The sequence below is a fragment of the Rhodococcus wratislaviensis genome (assembly GCF_900455735.1).
In the GTDB taxonomy this organism is placed as follows: Bacteria; Actinomycetota; Actinomycetes; order Mycobacteriales; family Mycobacteriaceae; genus Rhodococcus_F; species Rhodococcus_F wratislaviensis.
Window position 1 is genome coordinate 129,005 of the sequence record NZ_UAUI01000022.1, and the last position, 16,174, is coordinate 145,178.

The window sequence follows — 16,174 nt, forward strand, 5'->3', positions numbered from 1 at the left end:
CCCACGCTCGGCCAAGGAGTATCGATGACGGTCACCGCCACCGCCGGCACCATGTCGGCCACCCAACGCAAGACGGAAGTTCGCAGGGTGATCCTGTCGAGCTACCTGGGCAGCACCATCGAGTTCTACGACTTCCTGCTCTACGCCACCGCAGCGTCCCTCGTCTTCGGTCCGGTGTTCTTCGCCGATCTGGACCCCCTGGCCGCGAGCATCGCGTCGATGGGAACGTTCGCCGCCGGCTATGTCGCGCGCCCACTGGGCGGAATCGTCTTCGGTCACTTCGGGGACACCGTCGGCCGCAAGGCCATGCTGCTGATCTCGATGACCGTCATGGGCATCGCGTCGTTCGCGATCGGGCTCATTCCGCCGCCGGAGATGATCGGGTCCTGGGCCGCGGTGATCCTCGTCCTCCTCCGCGTCTGCCAGGGACTCGCCGTCGGCGGCGAATGGGGTGGCGCAGCGCTGATGTCGCTGGAACACGCGGAATCCGGCAAGCGCGGTTTCGCCGCAGCGTTCACCAACGCGGGCGCCCCGACCGGCGCACTGCTCGGCACCCTCGCACTGGCGGCCGTATCGCTCCTCCCCGACGAGCAGTTCCTGACGTGGGGGTGGCGCATCCCGTTCCTGATCTCCGCGTTCATGCTGGCCCTCGGCCTGTTCATCCGGTCCAAGGTGTCGGAGAGCCCGCTGTTCACGGCGGCGCTGAAGGAATCGGCGAAGAAGGAGACCGCCCCGCCGATCGTCACCATCCTGAAGCGGCCCCGCGCGGTCGTCGTGGCGTCCATGAGCTGCATCGCGAGCTTCGGAATGCAGACCGCGTTCACCACGTTCGCCATCACCTACGCCGTGGCGAGCGGCGCCCAGCGGTCCGACGCGCTGCTGGCGTTCTCCTTCTGCCAGTTCTGCGCGATCTTCCTGGTTCTCGGATCTGCGCGACTGTCCGACCGGATCGGCCGCCGGCCGGTCATGCTCGCGGGTCTCGGCGCGATGATCCTCAGCGTCTACCCACTGTTCCTACTGCTGAGCACGGGACAGTTCCTGTTCATCGCGCTCGCCTTCGTCGGATACACCATCTGCCACTCGGCGACCTACGGTCCGATGGCGGCGTTCATCTCCGAACAATTCGGCACCCGGGCGCGCTACACCGGGGCGTCGCTCGGATACCAGCTCGCCACCCTCATCGGCGCGGGATTCACCCCCGTCATCCTGGCGTCGCTGTTCGCGTCGTCCGGCAAATCGATCATCCCGGTCGGGTTGTTCATCATCGCACTGTGCGTGGTCAGCGCCGTCTTCCTCGTCGCGACGAAGGAGAGCAAGGACAACGACCTGAGCGCCGAGACCCCGTCTGCCTGACACACACCCATCCCGCCACAAGCTCGAGAGTAGTTTCGAAAGAGAACGAGGAGTCACCATGGACAACGAAGGCATCGGCTCGTGGCTCGAGCGCCGCATCGCCATGACGCCGAAGAACGAGGCGCTCGTCTTCGACGGACGAGCCGTCACTTACGAGGAGATGGCCCTGCGGACCCGCCGACTCGCCCACGGCCTGCGCGCCCTCGGCGTCGAGAAGGGTGACTGCGTCGGCTTCTTCGGGTTCAACGACCCGGCGGCGCTCGAGGTGATGTTCGCGGCCGGGCTGCTCGGCGCCACATATCTCCCGCTCAACGCACGCCTCACCGCCGAGGAAGCGCGCTACGTGCTGGGCGATTCACGGTGCACCACAGTGATCTTCGGTGATCAGCAGGCCGACGTCGCGCAGGAGCTGGCGCAGTCGGACACCCCGGTCACCACCTGGATCGGCCTGGGCGACTCGTGGTCCAGCCACACGTACGAGGGCGTGCGCGCCGGGCAGCCGGACACCCGCATCGACGAGCGGGTCGGCCTCGACGACCTGTCCGTGCTGATGTACTCGTCGGGCACCACCGGCGCACCGAAGGGCGTCATGCTCAGCCACGGCAACATGCTGTGGAACGCGCTGAACCAGCTTCTCGCCCAGGACATGACGTCGAAGGAACGCACGCTGTCGGTGGCGCCGCTGTTCCACATCGGCGGCATCGGCGGCGCCGTCACACCGACACTGCTCAACGGCGGCACCGTGGTGCTGCTACGCAAGTTCGATGCCGGCGTCGTCCTCGACACGATCGAGAAGGAACGCATCACCACGTTCTTCGCGGTCCCCACGATGATCCAGGAACTCTGGCACCACCCCCGGTTCGCGGACGCCGACCTGTCCAGCCTGCGGGCCATCTGCGTCGCCGGGGCTCCGCTGCCCGAAGCGTTGATCTCCCCGTGGCAGGACCGTGACGTCGCGATCACGCAGGCATACGGGCTGACGGAAACCGCGCCCTCGGTGACGATGCTGTCGAGTGCCGACGTGCGCACCAAGATCGGTTCCGCCGGAAAGCGGACGTTCTTCACCGACGTCGACGTCGTACGCCCGGACGGGTCGAGCGCCGAACCGAACGAGATCGGCGAGATCGTCGCCAAGGGCCCGAACGTGATGCTCGGCTACCTGAATCAGCCCGAGGCGACCGCCCGCACCGTCGTCGACGGCTGGCTGCACACCGGCGACGCCGGCTACTTCGACGACGAAGGCTTCCTCTTCATCTGCGACCGCTACAAGGACATGTACATCTCCGGCGGCGAGAACGTCTATCCCGCCGAGGTCGAGGCGGCCCTGCTGAGACTGGACGGCATCCGGGAGGCGGCGGTGATCGGCGTCCCCCACGAGAAGTGGGGTGAGACCGGCATGGCCTTCGTCGTCGCCGCCGACGGCACGACACTCGACGCGGAGACGGTACGTGCCCGGCTGCGAGAAAAGCTCGCGGGATTCAAGATTCCCACGTTCATCCAGATCGCGGAGGCACTCCCCCGCACCGCCACCGGCAAGATCCGCAAACCCGACCTGCGAACCTCCGCCCGTGAGTACTTGTTAACCGCGGGCGGTTAACAAGTACTCACGGGCGCGTCAGCGCATCGACGTTCCGTTGATGACCAGCGTGTGCACGGGCTCCCTGGTCTACGCGAAAGCCGGCCTGCTGAAAGGCAGGCCGGCTACAACGCATTGGGCGTCCTTGCCGCTTCGCGACCCGTGAGTACTTATTAACCTCCGGCGGTTAACAAGTACTCACGGGCGCGTCAGCGCACGACGGACAGCGACACGCGGCTGGGGTGACGCAGACCTGTGTGCACGGTCTGGTGGGCGACCACGAATTCCGATGATTCGTAGGCGGATTCGCCGGTGTTGAGGTTGCGGTCCCAGCGGGGATGGCTGCTGGACGTCACGTGGATCCGGATCCGCTCACCCGGCTGGAAGGTGACGGCCGTGGACCACAGGTCGATCGCGTACTCGTACACCTCCCCGGGCACGAGCAGGCTCGGTTCGGCGGACGTATACGTCCCGGGGGTCCGGTAGGCGTCGCGGTAGCGGGCCCGGACCATGCCGTCGGTGAGCGTGATCGACGTACCGTCCGCGGTCACCCGGCACAGTCGCACGACGAAATCGGTGTCGACCGCACTCGACGACGCGAACAGCGTCGCGGACACCCGGCCGATCACCGTCAACGGCTCGGTGAGTGCCTCACCGGTGAACACGAGGACGTCGTCGCGGGATTCGACGCGGCTCTGTTCCAGTGCGCCGGGCGCGAACGTTCCCGGCATCATCGTCGCCCCACCGACCGTCGGCACCGGATCCGCCGGGTCGTAGTCGTAATCGACGCACCCGTCGGTCTCCTCGGCTTCCGCGACGAGGGTTCCGCCGGGTGCGAGGAAGAGTTCGGCCGTCCGCGCGGGCTCCGGGAAACGGTCGTACGTCCGCCACCGGTTCTCCCCCATCACGAAGATCCGGACCCGGGGCATGTCGGGTTCCTCGTCGCCGAGCACCGACGTGTACCACTGCGCGTGGACCGACGACAGGTCCTGGCCCGAGTCGAGCACCGCCTGGTTGGCGGGACTGCCGAATACGACCGACCCACCGAGCCCGGAGAAGTTGGTGTGACTCCACGGGCCCACGATCAGGTACGGAGCGGGGGCCGCCCCGGAATCGCTGTGCGCCAGTTGGCCGAAGTACTGGTCGAGGGTGCTGTTCACGAAGATGTCGTACCACCCGCCGATGTGCAGCGAGGGGAGGTCGACGGCCCGGTCGCTCGCGCTGTCCCACAGGTCGCGGGTGGGGTGATCGATCGGGAATCCGAGCGATTCGACGATCGGCGACGCGAAGAACGCCGGGGCGTCCACGGCCATGTCGCGGACGGGCAGGACGTCGAAGAACGTGTCCTCGGACATCGCCCGATCGATCCGCGCCCATGACGCCCATTCGCGTTCCGCGCGGACCGGGTCGGTGCGGGACAGTTTCGCGATCTCGGGCGGTCCGGCCGAGTGGTGCCCCCACCCGAGCCGGGCACCGAACTCCACGGCGCCGCCGCGCACGAGCCCACCGGACCGCGCATTGCCGCCTGCGGAGATGCCGGGGGCGATGCCGCGCAGGGCGGGCGGCTTCTCCTGGGCTGCACGCCACTGGGTTTCGGCGAAGTACGACCGTCCCCACATGCCCACGGCGCCGGTCGAGTACGGCAGTTCGGCGGCCCACTGCACCGTGTCGTAGCCGTCCGGACCTTCGTTCTCGGACGGCACGAACTCGCCGTCCGAACCGAATCTGCCACGGACGTCCTGCATGATCACGACGAATCCGGCGGCCGCGACGGTGGTGGGGTTGAGGTAGCCCGAGTTCACGGACAGGTCGCGGCCGTACGGGGTGCGGGTGAGCAGTACCGGGAAGCGTCCGGATCCGTTCGGGCGGTACACGGTCGAGCGCAGGACCGCCCCGTCCCGCATCGTCGCCTCGACGTCGTTCTCGATCAGTACATCGTGTTTCACAGTTACGGTCACTTTCGACGGGAGATCGGTCATTTGCCGAGGTCGGTGGTGCTGGTCCGGTAGGTTTCGCGGACCGTGAGCGTGGTGAGCGCGCTGACCAGGCAGCAGCACGCGGTGAACACGGCCACCGGGATCCAGCCGTTCGGTCCGGGCCGGACGAGGGCCGCGGCGATGGTGGGGGCGAATCCGGTGGCCACCAGCGCCAACTGCCCGGAGATCGCCATGCCCGAATACCGGATGCGCGTCTCGAACATCTCGGCGTACAGCGCGGGACCGACGGCGTTGACGAGCGAGTAGCCGGCCACCATCACAATGCACGCCGTGACCAGGATCAGAGCCGTCGAACGCTGGCTGACCGCCCAGAAGAATCCGGAGATGGCGACGGCGCAGACAAGATTGCCGGTGATGAAGATCGGTTTGCGCCCGATCCGGTCGGCGAGGATCCCCGCGGCGGGCTGGGCCACGAGCGCGAGGGCGGCGGTGAGCACGGTCGCGCCGACCATGACGGTCCGGGACACACCGGCCTCGTGGGTGCCCCACGACAGGGCGAAGGCACTGAAGATGGTGGACACCACGGCGAACAGTCCGCAACCCACGACCCGCAGCACGCTCGGCCAGTGGTCGCGGAAGATCACCTTCGCCGGCATCTCCTTCGGTTCGTCGCTCGACACGGCGTCCTCGAACACCTCACTCTCGGGCAGCATCCGGCGGATCACGAGCCCGGCGAGTGCGACGAAGATGCTGAGCAGGAACGGGATACGCCATCCCCAGCTGAGGAAGGCGTCTTCGGGCAGTCCGGAGAACACGAGAACGACCAGCGATGCCAGCAGCATTCCCGCGGCGGCGCCGGTGTTCACCCAGCTGGCCGCGAGCGCCCGGCGGTGGGCGGGTGCGTGTTCGAGCGCCAGGGACGCAGCGCCCGCCGACTCGCCCGCCGCCGACGCACCCTGGACGGCCCGGAGCAGCACGAGCAGGATCGGCGCCGCGACGCCGATCGCCCCGTACGTCGGCAGGCAGCCGATGAGCGACGTGGCCACGCCCATCATCACGAGTGTCACCACCAGCATCCGCTTACGGCCGAGCGTGTCCCCGAAGTGCCCGAAGACGAGGGCCGCGAGAGGCCGGACGACGTAACCGATCCCGATGGTGGCCATCGACACGATGGTCCCCCAGAACGAACCGAGGTCCGGGAAGAACAGGGTGTTGAACGCGAGCGCGGAGAAGGAGGCGTAGATGAAGAAGTCGTAGTACTCGAGTGTGCTGCCCACGAAGGAGGCCAGGGCTGCCCGGCGCGCGTGGGGCGACCGGACGCTCGTGTCGGCGCGTACGGCGCGGCCGTCGAATGTGGAAGTCATGTGGTTCCTACCTGAATGTGAAGGGCATCCGGGAGTTCGGAGAGGCCTCGAGGCGGGTGCGGCACCGGGGATCGGAGTTGTCCAGGTCACATCCGCTGCCGCCGAGGGAGACTCTGCCAAAGAAACCGATCACCGTCCAAGAGCAGTATCGGCACCGATTGATAAGCGATCGTTATTGCTCGTCGCGGACGGCATCCGGCGACGGCAGCACCTCGGCGGCGAGGTCGAGAACCGTCTGCACGACGGGCGACACGGGACGGTCCGACCAGGCCAGCGCGGCCCGGACTTCGTATCGTCCGGTATCGAGGGGAACGAGCACCACCCGATTGGGATACGTCTGCACGTCACCCGGAACGAGCGCCACACCGACCCCCGCCGCGACGAGCGCGGTCAGCACGATGCCGTCGGTGGTCTCCTGCACGATGTTCGGCGTGTACCCGGCATCCCGGCACGCGGCGAGCAGATCGCGGCGGAGCGTGGATCCGGTGGCGGCGGGATTCGCGACGAACGTTTCGTCGCGCAGTTCCGCGAGGTCGATCGACTTCCGGTCGGCGAGTGGGTGATCGCTCGGGAGCAGTGCACTGAGGTACTCCACCGAGATCTGCCGCGTGAGCACGTGGGGGTGGGACACCGCGTCCGAGACGATGCCGAGGTCGAGTTGTCCCTCCCAGATTTCGTCGAGGATCTGCCCGCTGACCGTCGCTCCCTCGAGGACGAGATCGATCAGGGGGTACCGACGGCGCACCGACCGTGCCAGAGAGGACAATTCGGTCTGCCCGTAGGCGCCACTGAAACCGACCCGGACGCGACCCTCGACCGCCGGATCCGCGATCACCGCGGCATCGACGGCCCGATCGATCCCGGCGAGCGCGTCCTTGCACGGCTGCAGGAAGCGCTCCCCCGCCGCGGTGAGCCGGACCGACCGCGTGGTGCGGTCGAACAGTTTCACGCCGAGGCGTTTCTCGAGCTGCTGGACCTGCTGGCTCACCGCTGGTTGCGCGATGTGCAGCACCTCGGCGGCCCGGCCGTAGTTGAGTTCCTCGGCGACGGCGACGAACGACTTCATCCAGCGAATTTCCACGGCCGGTCAGTCCACCACGAACACCGCGAGACGCACCTCGCCGGGAAGGCGTTCCCCGGTGCCGACGAGGATCCGCGAGCGCAGCCACGACCATCGGCCCTCGGGGGCGGTGAGCCGTGGTGTGCAGCGGAAGTAGATGCGCTCGGGTGGGACGGGCTCGCCGTCGACCAACCGGGCGATGTCTTCGGCGGTACCCGATCGGAGCCCGAAGTTGGTGACGTAGATGCGGTCGCCCTCGTCGGTCTCGATGGCGTACTTGGCCTCGAGTTCGGTGAGCGTGGACGAGCTGAGCAACTGGAAGTCCGCCCCGACCGGCAACACGGTGCCCCGCAGCTCGGGGCCCTCCACTCGACCACCGACGATGGGAATGATGCGCCGTGTGCCTTCGGGCGTGGAACCGATCTCCACCGGCTCGGCCACCTCCACGACGAACGTGGCGAGGAACGACATGCCGGGCGGGGCCGGGGCGAGGAGCTCGGTCATTGCGCCCTACTCGACGATGGTGGGAAAGGCGATGCTCTGCAACGTGTCCCGCATCTGATTCACGACCGTGTCGGGGATGCCCACGAAGTAGCGTCCGTGCGCGGCGTCGACCCGCGCCTTGGCGTCGTCGCGGAGCCGGCGTCCCTCGTCGGTGGCAGCGATCAGTTTGTTGCGGCGATCCGAGGGGTCGAGGGTGCGCACGACGAGTCCGCGTTCTTCGAGCTCGTCGACCAGCCCCACGATCTGACTGGGGTCGAGACCCATGGTGGCGGCGACCCCGCGCTGGTTGACGCCCTCGGCCTGTTCGCAGGCGAGGACCAGGACCGAGTAGGAGCGCACCCGCAGGCCCGTGGGTACGAGGGCTTTGTTCACTGCGCCCAGCACCATTCCGCCGACGCGCGAGAGCAGGAACCCGATGTCGTCCGATAACGCCTGCGACTCTGCCATGCGACGACCCCCTTCTGATGATTGTCGGTAGAGTAGCAGATCTTAATCATTGACATTCTCAATCATCAATGATTACGTGTGATTCAGCGAACACGACCTTAGGAGAATCCCGACATGGACCTCAGCAACAAAGTCGCCGTAGTCACCGGCAGCGGACAGGGCCTCGGACTGGCATACGCCAAGGACCTCGTGCGCCACGGCGCCGCGGTCGTGATCAACGACGTCAACCAGGCCACCGCCGACGCCGCCGTCGCCGAGATCACCGCCGCGGGCGGGCGGGCCGTCGCCGTCGTCGCCCCGGTCGGCAGCACCGAAACCGCCCAGAAGCTGGTCGCCGGCGCGATCGACGCGTTCGGACGCCTCGACGTCATGGTCACCAACGCCGGCATCCTCCGCGACAAAGTGCTGTGGAAGATGACCGACGACGACTTCGACGCCGTCATCAACGTGCACCTGCGCGGCACGTTCACCTGCGTCCGAGAAGCGGTCCTGAAGTTCCGCGAGCAGGGCGACGGTGGTCGCATCATCTGCATCGGCTCCCCCGCCGGCCAGCGCGGCAACTTCGGGCAGACCAACTACTCGGGCGCCAAGTCCGGCATCGTCGGCATGGTCCGCACCTGGGCGATGGAACTGCAGCGTGCGGGCATCACCGCGAACGCCGTCTGCCCCGTCGCCGCGACCGCGATGACCGAGACCGTCCCCTTCCTCGCCCCCTACATCGAGGGCATGAAGAACGGCGAGCCGCTGCCCGACATCATCCGCCGCGAGGTGGGCCTGGGCACCCCCGAGGACGCCGCTGGCATCATCTCGTTCCTCGCGTCCGACGCGGCAGCCGAGATCACCGGCCAGGCCTTCGCCGTCGGTGGCGACCGCCTCGCGTTGTGGTCGCACCCCGACCTGACCGCGGTCGAGTACCACGACGGTGGCTGGTCGGCCGACGACATCGCGGCTCAGTGGACTGGCACGTTCGGCGACGCCGTCCAGTCCGTCGGCGAGGAATTCCCCGAGGAGCTGATGGCGAAGTGAGCCGCTACGAGTACGGCATCGACTTCGACACGATCGATGCCATCGACATCCACACCCACGTCGAGATCGACGGCTGCGGCCACCGGTCCCTCGACGACGAACTCATGGCCGCCTCGGAGAAGTACTTCAAGTCCGGGGAGGAACGCACCCCGTCCATCGACGCGATCGCCGACCACTACCGCTCGCGCAACATGGCCGCCGTCGTGTTCACCGTCGACGCGGCCTCGGCCAGCGGACACCCAACCAACTCCGTCGAGGAGATCGCCGAGGGCGCGGCCCGCCACAACGACGTCCTGATCCCGTTCGGGTCCGTCGACCCCTGGCAGGGCAAGGCCGCTGTGCGGCGCGTCCACCGGCTCGTCGACGACTACGGCGTGAAGGGGTTCAAGTTCCACCCCAGCATGCAGGGATTCGAACCGAACGACCGGCAGTTCTACCCGCTCTACGAGGCCATCACCGAGGCCGGGGTCCCCGCCCTGTTCCACACCGGTCAGACCGGGATCGGCGCCGGGCTGCCCGGCGGCCACGGCATCAAACTGCGCTACTCCGACCCGATGCTGCTCGACGACGTCGCCGCCGACTTCCCGGACCTCACCGTGATCATGGCCCACCCATCGGTGCCGTGGGTCGACTCGCAGATCTCCATCGCCACCCACAAGGCCAACGTCTTCATCGACCTGTCCGGGTGGTCGCCGAAGTACTTCCCGCCGCAGCTGGTCAAGGCCGCGAACAGCATGCTCCGCGGCAAGGTGCTCTTCGGCTCCGACTTCCCCGTCATCCAGGTCGACCGCTGGATGAAGGACTTCGAGAACCTCGACATCAAACCCGAGGTCGCGCCGCTGATCTTCAAGCAGAACGCGCTGTGCGTCCTCGGCATCAAGCACTGACCCCCGGCCCCACCGAACCACCAGGAGACTTATCGTGACCACCGCAACCACCACCCGCGTCGCCACCCTCGCCGACCTGGCCGCACTCGAGGGCCGGCCGCTGGGCACCAGCTCGTGGATCGACATCCCCCAGCAGCGGATCAACACGTTCGCCGACGCCACCGACGATCACCAGTGGATCCACGTCGACCCCGAGCGTGCCAACGCGGAGAGCCCGTTCGGCGGGCCCATCGCGCACGGCTACCTCACGTTGTCGCTGATCATCCCCATGTGGGACGAGGTCCTGACCGTCGACAGCGTGACCATGGCCGTCAACTACGGTCTCAACAAGGTCCGATTCACCAACCCCGTGCCCGCCGAGGGACGCGTCCGGCTGAACGCCACGCTGCAGTCCGTCGAGGAGCTGCCCAAGGGCGGCGTCCAGGTGACCGTCGCCGGACAGATCGAACTCGAGGGCAGCGAACGTCCCGCGGTAGTCGTCGAGGCCGTGTACCGCTTCTTCGAGTAACCCCCTGTGAGTACTTGTCAACCGCCCGCGGTTAACAAGTACTCACGGGTGTTATTCGGGAGCCTGGTCGTCGGGCTCGACCTGTTCCGCCTGCTTCCGCTCGGACGCGTTGCCCGCGATTCCCTTCGCCTCACGCTCGGCCACCAGCCGGTCTTCCATGTCGTCGACGAGGTCTGCGATCCGCTGGTGCTCGGGGAGGTGCTGATCGTGTCGATCCGAATTCGCCTTCATCACGCTCCTTCCGCTGTCTGCGACGAACCGGAAATCCTGCGACTTCCGGACGCACAATTCGAACTGTACGCCGCGGGCCCGGCCGAAGCGGGCATTCGCGGCGGCACGAACTGGACGCCCGTCTTTCACGCTTTTCCCACCGTCGGCGAAAGCTGTTGCCGAACATCGCCTTACGAGCGCTCGGTACTCCAATGTCGCACTGCGCAACCTCATTTCGCCTTCGACGCGGGTCCTCCACCGCTGCCGGTAGGCGATGAATTCGATGCACAATCGACACCGTCTTGCGAGTACCCGCAGCCGGCACCTCGTACTCTGGACCGGGTACCACCCGAAGGAGGACCGATATGCCAGCAGTCACCACCCCTCACGTCTATGTTCATCGCGCCGGCGATCGGCTGAAAACCAAGATTTCCTGGTTGGATTCGAAGCATTCGTTCTCCTTCGGCCAGCACTACGACCCCGACAACACACACCACGGTCTGCTTCTCGTGAACAACGACGACACCGTGCTCCCCGGTCAGGGATTCGACACGCATCCGCACAAGGACATGGAGATCGTCACGTGGGTGCTGCGCGGCTCGCTCGTGCACCAGGACTCGATCGGCCACTCCGGCATCATCTATCCCGGCCTTGCGCAACGCATGAGCGCAGGCAAGGGCATCATGCATTCCGAGAAGAACGACAGCTGGCGCCTCGACGGTGAGCAGCACCACGAGCCGGTGCATTTCGTCCAGATGTGGGTGGTACCCGACGAAGCCGGCCTCACTCCGGGTTACGAACAACTCGAGATCGAGGACGAGATCCTCAAGGGCGGGCTCGTGCCCGTTGCGTCCGGAATGCCGGAATACAAGGATAATTCGGCGATCCGGATCAGCAACAAGCACGCGGCTCTGCATGTCGCGCGACTTTTCCCCGGCGCATCGGTGACGCTTCCCGAAGCGCCGTTCCTCCATGTCTTCGTGGCCCGGGGCACCGCCGAGATGGAGGGTGTCGGCACCCTGTACGAGGGGGACGCCGTCCGTTTGAGCGCCTCCGGTGGCCAGCAGGTCACCTCGCACTCCGGCGCCGAGGTCCTCGTCTGGGAGATGCACGCCCGCCTCGGCGGGTGAGTTCCCAGCAAGTTCACAGCCGGACGGCACGCTGCGCGCAGGTTCGTGCGCCACGATCGGGTCACAGCCCGATCATGGAGAGGTACGCATAGTGAACAAGGACGTCGAGAAGAGCCGTCTGCGCATCAGCCGCCGCCGCGCGCTGGCGGTCGGTGGAACGGTGAGTCTGGGTGGGCTCATCGCCGCCTGCACCGGAAACGGGAGCAGCAGCACGTCGGCATCGGCCACGTCGACCGCAACCGCATCCAGTGCCACGACGACGAGCGCCGACACGGTGACCGCCCTGCTCGACCAGGCACCGCAGTGCGTCCTGGCCGTCGAGGAGACGCAGGGACCGTACTGGTTCGACGTCGACTCCATCCGCAGCGACATCCGCGAAGACCGGCCGGGCACGGACCTGCAGCTTGCACTGCGGGTGCAGGACCTGACGAACTGTTCCGCGGACGGCTCCGCCGCGGTGGTGAGCAATGCCGTCGTGGAGATCTGGCACTGCGACGCGGGCGGCGTGTACTCCGGCTTCGAGTCGGGTTCCAAGGCCGCGGACCTCAGCGGCAACGGCGCCCCCGCAGGCGCGCCGCCGGCAGGCGGACCCGGTGGCGGCCAGCCCCCGGCCGGTGGTCCCGGTGGTCCCGGTGCGGGTGGCCCCGGTGCGGGTGGCCCCGGCGGCGACATGTCCGGCGGTTCCGGTGAGACGTCCGACGGGTCCTACAGCGTCGGCGACAGCGAGGCCACCACCACGGACGACGGCACCTACCTGCGCGGCGCCCAGACCACGGACGCGAACGGCATCGCCCAGTTCACCACCGTCTTCCCCGGCTGGTACATCAGCCGGACCACCCACATCCACCTCAAGGTGCACATCGACAAGAAGACGGTGCTCACCACCCAGCTGTTCTTCGACGAGGCCCTGCTCGACGAGGTGTACGCGACCGCGCCGTACTCCGACCACACCGGACGGGAGAACAACGTGAACAACTCCACCGACAGCATCTACGACGACGCCGGCCTGCTGACCGTCGCCAAGCAGTCGGACGGCTACCTCGCGGCGATCAACCTCGGCATCGACGTCTGATCGATCCCCGGCCCTTGGTTTCGCCCTGAGCGCAGTGGTGGACCTCCCGGCGCGGAACGGTGTAAGGATGGAACGCATGACCACGGCTCAGCGCTCCGGCATCGACCTCACTCACCTCGACAACGACACCCGCGCCCAGGACGACCTCTTCGTCCACGTGAACGGCAAGTGGATCGACGACTACGAGATTCCCGCGGATCGGGCGATCGACGGCGCGTTCCGAACGCTGTACGACAAGGCCGAGGTCGACGTCCAGACCATCATCGAGGAGGCGGCGGACTCCGGCGCGGCGCCGGGGACCGACGCCCAGCGCATCGGCGACCTGTACGGCAGCTTCATGGACGCGGACGTGGTCGAGGCCGCGGGGCTCGCACCGATCGCCGGTGAGCTCGCCGACGTGGCCTCGGCCGACGACCTCTCCGCGCTCGCCGCCGTCATCGGCCGCCAGCAGCGCACGGGGGTCGGCGGCGCGGTCGGTCACTACGTCGACACGGACGCCAAGAACTCCGAGCGTTACCTCGTCCACTTCAGTCAGTCGGGCATCGGCCTGCCCGACGAGTCGTACTACCGTCAGGACGACTACGCGGAGATCCGCACCGCGTACGTGAAGCACATCGCGAAGATGTTCGCCCTCGCCGGCGTCGATTACGACGCGCAGCGCGTGTTCGACCTGGAAACCAAGATCGCGGCAGGTCATTGGGACGTCGTGAAGCGTCGCGACGCCGAGCTGAGCTACAACCTGCTCACCCTCGACCAGCTCCCGGCCGGGTTGGACTGGTCGTCGTGGATCGGCGCACTCGGCGGCACGTCCGAGCAGTTCGCCGAGATCGTGGTCCGCCAGCCCGACTTCCTCACTACCCTGACCGAGCTGTGGACGTCCGAGGACCTCGACGACTGGAAGGCGTGGGCGACGTGGAACGTCATCCGCTCCCGCGCCCCGTACCTCACGCAGGCCCTGGTCGACGAGAATTTCGCGTTCTACGGGAAGACGCTGACCGGCGCCGAGGAGATCCGTGAGCGCTGGAAGCGCGGCGTGTCCCTGGTTCAGGATCTGCTGGGCGAAGCGGTCGGCAAGCTCTACGTCGAACGCCACTTCCCGGCGGACGCGAAGGCCCGCATGCAGGAACTCGTCGCCAACCTGCAGGAGGCGTACCGGCGCAACATCTCCGACCTGGACTGGATGAGCCCGGAGACGCGGCAGGCCGCGTTGCGCAAGCTGGAGAAGTTCACGCCCAAGATCGGCTACCCCGACAAGTGGCGCGACTACTCGGCCGTCACCATCTCCCGCGACGACCTGGTCGGCAACTACCGCAGCGGCTACGCCGCGGAGTACGACCGCGACCTCGCGAAGCTCGGTGGCCCCGTCGACCGCGACGAGTGGTTCATGACACCCCAGACGGTCAACGCCTACTACAACCCGGGAATGAACGAAATCGTCTTTCCCGCAGCCATTCTGCAGCCGCCGTTCTTCGACGCCGCAGCCGACGACGCCGCCAACTACGGCGGAATCGGTGCCGTCATCGGTCACGAGATCGGCCACGGCTTCGACGATCAGGGCGCCAAGTACGACGGCGACGGCAACATGGTCGACTGGTGGACCGACGACGACCGGACCGAGTTCGGCAAGCGCACGAAGGCGCTGATCGAGCAGTACAACGAGTTCGAGCCGAAGGCGCTGCCCGGCCACGCAGTGAACGGTGAGTTCACCATCGGTGAGAACATCGGCGACCTCGGTGGCCTGTCCATCGCCATCGCGGCGTACCGGATCGCGACGGAAGGGTCCGACCCCGAGGTTCTCGACGGTCTCACCGGTCTCCAGCGGGTGTTCTTCGGCTGGGCGCAGGTGTGGCGCACCAAGGCCCGGGACGCCGAGGCGCTCCGCCGGCTCGCCGTCGATCCGCATTCGCCGCCGGAGTTCCGCTGCAACGGTGTGGTCCGCAACCTCGACACGTTCCACGACGCGTTCGACGTCCAGCCCGGTGACGCGCTGTACCTCGATCCGGAGGAGCGCGTCAAGATCTGGTAGCGACTACCGCAGACGGTTCCCCGTCGCCGCGGAGAAGAAGTACACCTCGCCGGGCTTCGGCTGCAGGTGCACCCTCTCCCCCGCGGCGACGGTGCGGGTGCGGTCCACCCGCACCACCACCTTCCCGGATGTCCCGGAGGCGTACACGAAGGACTCCGCCCCGAGTTCCTCGAGCAGGTCGGCATCGACCGTGTACGAGTCCTTGCGCCACGACCCCACCAGCGTCCACGACTCCGGGCGCACTCCGACGATCACGGAACCGTCTCCGATCGCCGAGCGCGGCACGGGAATACGCAAGTCGCCCAGTTCGGCGACGCCGTCGCGGATCGGGGTGTCCATGAGGTTCATTCCGGGCGAACCTATGAACCCGGCGACGAACGTGTTGACCGGGTTGTCGTACAGATCGCGGGGCCGGGCGACCTGCTGGAGGCGGCCGCCCTGCATGACCGCCACCCGGTCGCCCATCGTCATGGCCTCCACCTGGTCGTGGGTGACGTACACGGTGGTCGTGCCGAGCCGGCGCTGCAGGCCCGCGATCTGCGAGCGGGTGCTCACCCGCAGCTTCGCGTCGAGGTTGCTCAGCGGTTCGTCCATGCAGAACACCTTGGGGTGCCGCACGATGGCCCGGCCCATCGCGACCCGTTGACGTTGCCCGCCGGACAGTTTCGCCGGTTTGCGATCCAGCAGCGGTTCCAGTTCGAGCATCCGCGCCGCTTCCAGCACCCGCGCGGTGCGGTCCACCTTCCCGACGCCGGCGTTGCGGAGCGCGAAACCCATGTTGTCGGCGACGGTCATGTTCGGGTAGAGCGCGTAACTCTGGAACACCATGGCCACGTCCCGCGCCCGGGGCGGCAGCGCGGTGACGTCGGTGCCGCCGATCTCGATGCGGCCCGCCTCGACGGCCTCGAGGCCGGCCAGCATCCGCAGGCTGGTCGACTTACCGCACCCGGACGGACCCACGAGGACGAGGAACTCGCCGTCCGCGATGTCGAGGTCCAGTCGATCGACGGCGGGTCGATCCGCTCCGGAATAGCGGTGGGTGACACCTGCGAACTGCACGTGGGCCATGAATGT

15 protein-coding genes and 1 pseudogene are annotated in these 16,174 nt (G+C 67.4%); 9 read left to right on the forward strand and 7 right to left on the reverse strand.

Features of this window, described 5'->3' with window-relative positions:
* Positions 1-24 precede the first annotated feature (24 nt).
* From couT to DTA22_RS36855, 3 genes and pseudogenes are all read left to right on the forward strand, one after another.
* Positions 25-1,353, forward strand: coding sequence for a p-hydroxycinnamate MFS transporter (couT, locus tag DTA22_RS23355; RefSeq protein WP_112301059.1), 1,329 nt, complete (start codon positions 25-27; stop codon positions 1,351-1,353).
* A gap of 58 nt (positions 1,354-1,411) precedes the next feature.
* Positions 1,412-2,950 carry a p-hydroxycinnamoyl-CoA synthetase gene (couL, locus tag DTA22_RS23360; protein WP_112301060.1) on the forward strand — a complete coding sequence of 513 codons (1,539 nt, stop codon included), beginning with the start codon at positions 1,412-1,414 and terminating at the stop codon, positions 2,948-2,950.
* Positions 2,951-2,993: 43 nt separating this feature from the next.
* Positions 2,994-3,092: pseudogene (locus DTA22_RS36855) on the forward strand (DJ-1/PfpI family protein); the annotation flags it as partial.
* Positions 3,093-3,138: 46 nt separating this feature from the next.
* On the opposite strand, the gene DTA22_RS23370 reads toward DTA22_RS36855, so the two are convergent.
* From DTA22_RS23370 to couR, 5 genes are all read right to left on the reverse strand, one after another.
* On the reverse strand, positions 3,139-4,908 hold the full coding sequence (locus DTA22_RS23370; RefSeq protein ID WP_112301061.1) for a CocE/NonD family hydrolase: 1,770 nt from the start codon (positions 4,906-4,908) through the stop codon (positions 3,139-3,141).
* Positions 4,905-6,230: an MFS transporter gene (locus DTA22_RS23375; protein WP_037232839.1), complete on the reverse strand. Its 1,326-nt coding sequence runs from the start codon at positions 6,228-6,230 to the stop codon at positions 4,905-4,907. Before DTA22_RS23375 ends, DTA22_RS23370 begins: the two co-directional genes overlap by 4 nt.
* A 172-nt stretch (positions 6,231-6,402) precedes the next feature.
* Positions 6,403-7,311 carry a LysR family transcriptional regulator gene (locus DTA22_RS23380; RefSeq protein WP_037232836.1) on the reverse strand — a complete coding sequence of 303 codons (909 nt, stop codon included), beginning with the start codon at positions 7,309-7,311 and terminating at the stop codon, positions 6,403-6,405.
* A 6-nt stretch (positions 7,312-7,317) separates the two neighbouring features.
* On the reverse strand, positions 7,318-7,794 hold the full coding sequence (locus tag DTA22_RS23385; RefSeq protein ID WP_112301062.1) for a DUF3237 domain-containing protein: 477 nt from the start codon (positions 7,792-7,794) through the stop codon (positions 7,318-7,320).
* A gap of 6 nt (positions 7,795-7,800) precedes the next feature.
* Positions 7,801-8,241 (reverse strand): MarR family transcriptional repressor CouR, encoded by a 441-nt coding sequence (couR, locus tag DTA22_RS23390; protein WP_112301063.1) that lies wholly within the window; start codon positions 8,239-8,241, stop codon positions 7,801-7,803.
* A gap of 114 nt (positions 8,242-8,355) precedes the next feature.
* Between couR and couN the strand changes: the two genes are divergently transcribed.
* Genes couN through couM form a run of 3 tightly spaced genes read left to right on the forward strand, consistent with a single transcriptional unit; the run spans position 8,356 to position 10,662 of the window.
* Positions 8,356-9,267 (forward strand): 4-hydroxyphenyl-beta-hydroxyacyl-CoA dehydrogenase, encoded by a 912-nt coding sequence (couN, locus tag DTA22_RS23395; protein ID WP_037232827.1) that lies wholly within the window; start codon positions 8,356-8,358, stop codon positions 9,265-9,267.
* Complete coding sequence (gene couO / locus DTA22_RS23400) at positions 9,264-10,154, forward strand: 4-hydroxyphenyl-beta-ketoacyl-CoA hydrolase (protein ID WP_112301064.1); 891 nt, start codon at positions 9,264-9,266, stop codon at positions 10,152-10,154. The genes couN and couO overlap by 4 nt, the downstream gene beginning before the upstream one ends.
* Positions 10,155-10,188: 34 nt before the next feature.
* Positions 10,189-10,662, forward strand: coding sequence for a p-hydroxycinnamoyl-CoA hydratase (couM, locus tag DTA22_RS23405; RefSeq protein ID WP_112301065.1), 474 nt, complete (start codon positions 10,189-10,191; stop codon positions 10,660-10,662).
* A 51-nt stretch (positions 10,663-10,713) separates the two neighbouring features.
* Here couM and DTA22_RS23410 read toward each other — a convergent pair whose 3' ends face one another.
* A complete protein-coding gene (locus DTA22_RS23410) occupies positions 10,714-10,893 on the reverse strand; it encodes a hypothetical protein (RefSeq protein ID WP_005243850.1) in 180 nt (59 codons plus the stop codon).
* 344 nt (positions 10,894-11,237) lie between these two features.
* On the opposite strand from DTA22_RS23410, the gene DTA22_RS23415 reads away from it, so the two are divergent.
* The 3 genes from DTA22_RS23415 to DTA22_RS23425 all read left to right on the forward strand — a co-directional run bounded on the left by DTA22_RS23415 (position 11,238) and on the right by DTA22_RS23425 (position 15,100).
* Positions 11,238-12,002 carry a pirin family protein gene (locus DTA22_RS23415; RefSeq protein WP_112301066.1) on the forward strand — a complete coding sequence of 255 codons (765 nt, stop codon included), beginning with the start codon at positions 11,238-11,240 and terminating at the stop codon, positions 12,000-12,002.
* Between the two features lie 91 nt (positions 12,003-12,093).
* On the forward strand, positions 12,094-13,074 hold the full coding sequence (locus DTA22_RS23420; RefSeq protein WP_112301067.1) for a peptidase associated/transthyretin-like domain-containing protein: 981 nt from the start codon (positions 12,094-12,096) through the stop codon (positions 13,072-13,074).
* Between the two features lie 76 nt (positions 13,075-13,150).
* On the forward strand, positions 13,151-15,100 hold the full coding sequence (locus DTA22_RS23425) for a M13 family metallopeptidase (RefSeq protein WP_112301068.1): 1,950 nt from the start codon (positions 13,151-13,153) through the stop codon (positions 15,098-15,100).
* Positions 15,101-15,103: 3 nt separating this feature from the next.
* Here DTA22_RS23425 and DTA22_RS23430 read toward each other — a convergent pair whose 3' ends face one another.
* Positions 15,104-16,168 (reverse strand): ABC transporter ATP-binding protein, encoded by a 1,065-nt coding sequence (locus DTA22_RS23430; protein ID WP_037232812.1) that lies wholly within the window; start codon positions 16,166-16,168, stop codon positions 15,104-15,106.
* Positions 16,169-16,174: the final 6 nt, after the last annotated feature.